7 protein-coding genes are annotated in these 7439 nt (G+C 61.0%); 3 read left to right on the forward strand and 4 right to left on the reverse strand.

Annotated elements, in window-relative coordinates; all coding sequences use genetic code 11:
• Position 1: 1 nt before the first annotated feature.
• From BI327_RS32820 to trxB, 4 genes are all read right to left on the reverse strand, one after another.
• Positions 2-1459: an NAD-dependent succinate-semialdehyde dehydrogenase gene (locus BI327_RS32820; protein WP_076865446.1), complete on the reverse strand. Its 1458-nt coding sequence runs from the start codon at positions 1457-1459 to the stop codon at positions 2-4.
• A gap of 9 nt (positions 1460-1468) precedes the next feature.
• The gene (locus BI327_RS32825; RefSeq protein ID WP_076865447.1) at positions 1469-2449 is read right to left on the reverse strand and encodes an alpha-ketoacid dehydrogenase subunit beta; all 981 of its coding nucleotides are present in this window, start codon (positions 2447-2449) and stop codon (positions 1469-1471) included.
• Positions 2437-3459, reverse strand: coding sequence for a thiamine pyrophosphate-dependent dehydrogenase E1 component subunit alpha (locus BI327_RS32830; RefSeq protein ID WP_076865448.1), 1023 nt, complete (start codon positions 3457-3459; stop codon positions 2437-2439). The genes BI327_RS32825 and BI327_RS32830 overlap by 13 nt, the downstream gene beginning before the upstream one ends.
• Before the next feature lie 246 nt (positions 3460-3705).
• Positions 3706-4701 carry a thioredoxin-disulfide reductase gene (trxB, locus tag BI327_RS32835; protein WP_076865532.1) on the reverse strand — a complete coding sequence of 332 codons (996 nt, stop codon included), beginning with the start codon at positions 4699-4701 and terminating at the stop codon, positions 3706-3708.
• 226 nt (positions 4702-4927) lie between these two features.
• Between trxB and BI327_RS32840 the strand changes: the two genes are divergently transcribed.
• From BI327_RS32840 to BI327_RS32850, 3 genes are all read left to right on the forward strand, one after another.
• On the forward strand, positions 4928-6058 hold the full coding sequence (locus BI327_RS32840; RefSeq protein WP_076865449.1) for a Re/Si-specific NAD(P)(+) transhydrogenase subunit alpha: 1131 nt from the start codon (positions 4928-4930) through the stop codon (positions 6056-6058).
• Positions 6059-6069: 11 nt separating this feature from the next.
• Positions 6070-6387, forward strand: a complete 318-nt coding sequence (locus tag BI327_RS32845) for a proton-translocating transhydrogenase family protein (RefSeq protein WP_076865450.1) — start codon at positions 6070-6072, stop codon at positions 6385-6387.
• Positions 6388-6426: 39 nt separating this feature from the next.
• Positions 6427-7439, forward strand: a 1013-nt coding sequence (locus tag BI327_RS32850) for an NAD(P)(+) transhydrogenase (Re/Si-specific) subunit beta (protein WP_076865451.1), incomplete at its 3' end; no start/stop codon positions are given.

Raw genomic sequence — 7439 nt, forward strand, 5'->3', positions numbered from 1 at the left:
CTTACCAATTCAAAGAGACGTACTGCGTCTCCAGAAACTCCCTCAACCCCTCATGGGCTCCTTCGCGACCGATGCCTGACTGCTTCATGCCGCCGAACGGCGCCGCCGGATCCGATACCAGTCCGCGATTGAGGCCGATCATACCGAAGTCGAGCTGCTCGGAGACGCGCATACCGCGTCCGACATCCCTCGTATAAAGATAGGCCACAAGCCCGTATTCGGTGTCGTTGGCACGTCTGATCACTTCCGCTTCGTCCTTGAAGGTCTGCAGCGACGCCACCGGACCGAAGATCTCTTCCCTGACCATTTTCGCGTTGTCGGGTACATTGGCGAGAACGGTGGCGGGATAGAAGTAGCCCCGACCTTCCGGCTTCTTGCCGCCTATCAGCACCTTTGCCCCCTTACCTACCGCATCGTCGACGAGCTCAATGACCTTGTCGCGACCTTCGGCATTCGCAAGCGGCCCGACTGCAACACCGTCGTGAAGGCCATTGCCCATCTTCAGCGAGGTCATCTTGACGGCGAGCTTCTCGGTGAACTCGTCAGAGACTTTCTCGTGCACGTAGAAGCGGTTCGCGGCCGTGCAGGCCTCGCCCATGTTGCGCATCTTGGCGATCATGGCGCCCTCGATCGCCGCGTCGATGTCGGCGTCGTCGAACACAATGAAGGGCGCATTGCCGCCCAGTTCCATTGCGGTGTTGAGCACATTGTCGGCCGCACTGCGCAAGAGACGCCGGCCCACGTCAGTCGAGCCCGTAAACGACACCACGCGTACGCGCGGATCGTGCAACATGGCATCGACGACGTGGCCGGAGCGGCGGGATGGAATGACATTGACCACGCCCGCGGGAACTCCCGCCTCTTCCAAAATCGGCATCAGCGCCAGCATGGTCAGCGGCGTCTCGGAAGCCGGCTTCAACACGACTGGACAACCCGCGGCGAGGGCCGGGCCAATCTTCCGCGTGGCCATCGCCGCCGGAAAATTCCACGGCGTCACCAGGACACCGACACCGGCCGGCTTGTGATGCACGAAGATGCGAGCTCCGGACGCCGGCGAAATACTGTTGGCACCGAGATTGCGCACACCCTCTTCCGCATACCAACGAAAGAACTCGGCCGCATAAGCTACCTCACCACGTGAGTCCGACAATGGCTTCCCGTTCTCGAGGGTCACGAGCCTCGCCAGCCGCTCGGCATCACGCATCATCAACGTGAAGGCTTTACGGAGAATTTCGCCACGCTCGCGCGGCTTACGCGCGGCCCATGCGGGAAATGCCTCGTACGCGGCCGTTACCGCGGCGTTGGCATCGTCGATGGAAGCGCTTGCGACCGACGCAATCCTTTGCTCGGTCGCCGGATCAATCACGTCGAAGCGCGCGCCGTCGGAAGATTTCCGTCCTTTGCCATTGATCCATAGATCGGTCGGCACGTTGTCAAGCAAGTTGTCAAGTTTGCTCATGAAATGCTCTCACGCTCCCATCGTCCGCCGGATACGATCAACAATGCGATCGACGTTCGGCAACATGGCGTCTTCCAGGAGATCAGAGGCAGGCAGCGGGCAATGCGGCGTAGTGATGCGAACCGGCGGGCCGTCGAGATCGTAGAAGGCTTCGTCAGCGACGATCGACACGATTTCAGCACCCCAGCCGCACAGCCGCGGATTCTCCTCCACGGTGAATAGGCGGTTCGTGCGCGCCACCGAGCCAAGAATAGTCTGAGTATCGAGCGGGACCAGCGAGCGCACGTCGATCACCTCGCATTCGATGCCGTGCTCGGTGGCGAGCTTCTCGGCGCTCGCCAGCGCGCGCGGCACCATCATCGCGAGCGCCAGGATTGTCGCATCCTTGCCCGGGCGAAGGATCTTCGCAGTGCCGAGCGTGTCGACGATCTCGCCGTCGGGCACCTCACCCTTGATGGAATAGAGGGACTTGTGTTCGAGGAAGATCACCGGATCCGGGTCTCGTACCGAAGCGGCAAGCAGGCCGATGACGTCACGCGGGCTCGACGGCGCAACGACTTTGAGGCCCGGGATCATCATGCACCAGTTCTCGACACTCTGCGAGTGCTGGGCACCGAACCGCGAGCCTGCGCCATTACCGGTGCGCACGACCAATGGACACTTTGTCTGCCCGTTAGTCATGTAACGGCTCTTCGGGAACTCGTTAGCGATGTAGTCGAAGCAAACCGCGATGAAGTCGGAGAACATGATCTCCGCGATCGGCTTCAGGCCGGTCATCGCTGCCCCCATCGCAGCACCGAGAATCGCCTGCTCGGAGATCGGCGTATCGCGCACACGCAGTGGACCGAACTTGTCGTAAAGACCCACCGTCGCCTTGAACACGCCGCCTGCCTTGGCTACATCCTCACCGAGGAACACCACATCTTGGTCCCGTTCCATTTCCTGCGAGATGCCGCGGATCACTGCATCTCGGTAGCTCAGTTCCGCCATGCGTACCCTCCATCGGCATAAACGTCAGTGGTGAGAATATCGAGTGAAGTCGGCGGCGCCGCCTTGCACTTCTCCGTCGCTTCATCTACTTCGCGCTTCACGTGTGCGTCGATGTCCGAAATCGCCTTCTCGGAGATGCCGAACTGAGCCAGCCGTTCGCGATAGATTTTAATCGGGTCGCGTTGCTTCCAGCGCTCAAGTTCGCCCTCGGGGCGATACTTCGCCGGATCGGCTCGCGAATGGCCGCTGTGGCGATAAGTCAAACATTCGATCAGCGAAGGGCCACCGCCTGAACGTGCCCTGTCATACGCCTTGAGCGCCTCGCGATAGACCACATCAGCGTCATTTCCGTCGATCACGATCTTGGGCAAGCCGTAGGCCGATGCGCGATCGCCAGCCGGGTTCTGAACTGCCGTCACATCGCTGATCGGCGTATATTCCATGTAGAGATTGTTCTCGCAGACGAACACTACTGGCAGATTCCAGATCACGGCGAAGTTCAACGCCTCGTGGAATGCGCCGATGTTCGTTGTGCCGTCGCCGAAGAAGCAGACGGACACATCCTTCTGTCCTTTGTACTGCGCGCGCCACGCAGCACCACAAGCAATAGGCAGGTGTGCACCGATGATCGCATAGGAACCCATCACACCGTGCAGTTCCGATGTCAGATGCATCGAACCGCCTTTCCCACGCATCAGGCCGTTGTCGCGGCCCATGAGTTCGCCCAGCACCTTCTCGACAGGGACGCCTCGCGCAAGCGTATGCGCGTGGCCGCGATAAGTGCAGAAACTCAAGTCTCCGTGCTTCATGGCGCACGCGAATCCGGCTGCCACACCTTCTTGGCCAAGCGACAAATGGCTGGTTCCCTTCACCAGATTCTGCAGGAAGAGATCATGCGCCCGCTGCTCGGCGTCGCGGATCACCAACTGCGTTTTGTACAGTTCCAGCCGCTTGGTTTCGCCGATATCGTCGTTGATAAGGTCTGTTTCAGTTCGAGCCTGCATCCGCATAGAGTCCACTCCATTCAATCAACGACCAGAGCACGACGGCTGCACAGCCGCACTTGCCCGAGGTTGGACGTGCTCGCCACGCACCAGGCCTTCCGTCGCCCGGCAAGCACGCGCGATCCGAAACCGCCTCCGATCATGCCAAGAGCCGGTGGGCGGCCATTCCATTTGTGATCGGAGGCAACGCTTCCCGATCCAGCCGGGGCTCGCCCGCGTGTGGTGGCGGTCGTCATGGCGCCTACCTTCGATTCAAGCGTCTGCAGCGGCGTGAGCAACCGCCTCGCGTCGCGCTTCGCTTCGGCTACCGTGATGTGTGATAAACCGATCAGCTTCCAGCGCGGCCATGCATCCCATTCCGGCAGCCGTTACTGCTTGGCGGAAAGTGTCGTCGGTCACGTCGCCTGCGGCGAAAAGGCCCCGAACCGAGGTCGCAGTTGAAAACGGCTCGGTCCAGACATAACCATTCGGTTTCATCCTGATCTTGCCAACCACAAGGTCTGTCGACGGTTGGTGCCCAATGGCGATGAATATGCCGTCGACAGCTAGCTCCTGCGTCGCGCCAGTCTTGACGTCCCTCAGCGCGACACCGCGGACCTTGAGGGGATCAGCGTCACCGGTGACGTCCTCCAGCTCTGCGTTCCAGACCACCTCAATTTTCGGATGCTTGAAAAGCCGCTCTTGAAGAATTTTTTCTGCACGGAAATGATCGCGTCGGTGAACGATCGTCACCTTAGAAGCGAAGTTCGTCAGAAACAGCGCCTCTTCGACCGCGGTGTTACCACCGCCAATCACTAGGACTTCCTTGTTCCTGTAGAAGAAGCCGTCGCAGGTGGCGCACGCGGATACTCCATACCCCTTGAACTTTTGCTCTGACGGCAAATCAAGCCAACGCGCCTGAGCGCCTGTCGCAAGGATCAAGGTCTCGGCAATATAAACATCACCGGAGTCGCAACTAACCTTGAATGGGCGCTGCGAAAGGTCGAGGTCGTTCACGTAATCGGTCACGACGCGAGCGCCGACGTGCTCCGCCTGCGCCTGCATCTGGTCCATTAGCCAGGGCCCTTGGATGACATCCGAAAAGCCAGGATAATTCTCGACTTCGCTGGTGATCGTAAGTTGCCCACCGGGCTGCGCACCCTGGATAAGTACCGGCTCAAGCATTGCTCTAGCGCCGTAAATGGCAGCCGAATAACCGGCAGGACCTGAGCCGACAATCAAGCACTTCACTTCAATTGGCTTACCCAAAGCGCGCCCCCGTCTCGTCTTGCGCGAACAGGCGGCGACCAGTGTGTCGCCATACGCTGTTTGCATGGACCCTGAACTTTGATGGCAAGGATGAGCTAACGCGGCCCCCCGGACTATGGTCGCCAAGCAATAGATACTATGCGTCGACAATTCGCCCCGTTCGCTTTCGTGGTGCGGCTCGTTAGCGTAACAGTCGCGCCGCTACTTATCATGAGGGCCAGTGTCGATGCGTATTGCTCTTGCGGGCGAATTCAACTCCCATGAACCGCGTGTTGCTGCAACTCCCGAGACTGTGAAGAAGCTTGTCTCGCTTGGCGCCGAAGTCTTGGTGGAGCCAGCCGCGGGTAAGCGCTCCGGAATTCTCGATGCCGATTATGAGGCGGCCGGTGCAAAAATGGCTGCGTGCGCGGCAACGAACGCCGACATAATCCTCAAAGTCCGACGACCATCCTCCGACGAGATCAAGTCTTACAAGAAGGGCGCGATCGTCGTTGCGATCATGGAACCTCACGACAACGAGGCAGCGATCAAGCATCTTGCCGATGCTGGGCTGGTCGCCTTGGCGATGGACCTGATACCGCGAATCACGCGCGCGCAGTCGATGGATGTTCTGTCCTCGCAGGCAAACCTGGCCGGCTACCGCGCAGTAATCGACGCCGCGGGGGAATATGGTCGTGCGCTACCGATGATGATGACGGCCGCAGGTACAGTTTCCGCTGCGAAAGTCTTCGTCATGGGCGTCGGCGTCGCGGGTCTTCAGGCCATTGCGACGGCCCGCCGTCTCGGCGCCATCGTCACTGCAACCGACGTCCGGCCGGCGACGAAGGAGCAAGTCGAGAGCCTTGGCGCCAAGTTCCTCGCCGTCGAGGATGAGGAATTCAAGAACGCGCAGACCGCTGGTGGCTACGCCAAGGAAATGTCGAAAGAGTATCAAGCGAAGCAAGCTGCACTGGTCGCGGGTCACGTTAAGAAGCAGGACATCGTCATCACCACCGCACTAATCCCGGGTCGTCCAGCGCCGCGCCTGGTTACCAAGGAGATGGTGGCTTCGATGCGTCCAGGCTCGGTGTTGGTTGACCTTGCAGTCGAGCGCGGCGGCAACGTCGAGGGCGCCAAGTCGGGTGAGGTGGTCAGCGTCGGCGAGGTCAAGATCGTTGGCCATTTCAACGTGTCGGGGCGGCTCGCTGCGTCCGCTTCCGCGCTCTACGCTAAGAACCTGCTTACCTTCCTCGAGACCGTAGTGATCGACAAGAAAGAGAAGACGATCGCGGTCAATTGGGATGATGAGATCATTAAAGGCACAGCGCTCACTCGAGATGGTGCGGTAATCCACCCCAACTTTCAACCAAGAGGCTAACGGAGCCGTTCATGGAACATGCTGCCACTGTTGTCGATCCCTTCGTGTTCCGGCTGTCGATTTTCGTTCTCGCCGTGTTCGTCGGTTATTTCGTGGTGTGGTCGGTGACGCCTGCGCTGCACACGCCGCTAATGAGCGTGACCAACGCGATCTCGTCGGTGATCGTGGTCGGCGCGCTGCTCGCGGTCGGCGTCGGCATGGTGTCGAGCGGCTCGGGCTGGGCCCGCGGCTTCGGCTTCGTCGCGCTGATCTTCGCCTGCGTGAACATCTTCGGCGGCTTCCTGGTCACCCAGCGCATGCTGGCGATGTACAAGAAGAAAGCCAAGTAAGCTGCCACTTCGGGCTAATAGAATAGATGGGGACCTGAGATGAGCGCCAATCTCTCTGCACTGTTGTATCTCGTAGCCGGTGTGTTGTTCATCCTGTCGCTGCGCGGCCTGTCGAGCCCGGCGTCGTCGCGCCAGGGCAACATGTTCGGCATGATCGGCATGGCGATCGCCGTCGGCACCACGCTCGCGAGCCATCCGCCGGCCGACGGCATGGCCTGGCTGCTGGTGGTTCTCGCGGTCGCGATCGGCGGCGGCATCGGTGCCGTGATCGCGCGCCGGGTGCCGATGACCTCGATGCCGGAACTCGTCGCCGCGTTCCACTCGCTGGTCGGCATGGCCGCGGTGCTGGTCGCTGCCGGTGCGTTCTACGCGCCCGAGGCGTTCGACATCGGCACGCCCGGCTACATCCATCCGCAGAGCCTGGTCGAGATGTCGCTCGGCGTCGCGATCGGCGCGCTGACCTTCACCGGCTCGGTGATCGCATTCCTGAAGCTCTCGGCACGGATGAGCGGCACGCCGATCATCCTGCCGTTCCGCCACGTCATCAACATCGTGCTGGCGCTGGCGCTGGTCTTCTTCATCGTCGGCCTCGTGCTGTCGGGCAGCGCGCTCGACTTCTGGCTGATCACCATCATCGCGCTGGCGCTCGGCGTGCTGATGATCATCCCGATCGGCGGCGCCGACATGCCGGTCGTGATCTCGATGCTGAACTCCTACTCCGGCTGGGCCGCGGCCGGCATCGGCTTCACGCTCGGCAACTCGGCGCTGATCATCACCGGCGCGCTGGTCGGCTCGTCCGGCGCGATCCTGTCCTACATCATGTGCCACGCGATGAACCGCTCGTTCATCTCGGTGATCCTCGGCGGCTTCGGCGGCGAGACCGCGGCAGCCGGCGGCGGCTCGGGCGAGCAGAAGCCCGCCAAGCTCGGCTCGGCGGACGATGCGGCCTTCATCATGAAGAACGCCTCCAAGGTCATCATCGTGCCGGGCTACGGCATGGCGGTGGCGCAGGCCCAGCACGCGCTGCGCGAGATGGCCGACCTCCTGAAGAA

It is taken from the genome of Bradyrhizobium mercantei, from assembly GCF_001982635.1.
Classification (GTDB): domain Bacteria; phylum Pseudomonadota; class Alphaproteobacteria; order Rhizobiales; family Xanthobacteraceae; genus Bradyrhizobium; species Bradyrhizobium mercantei.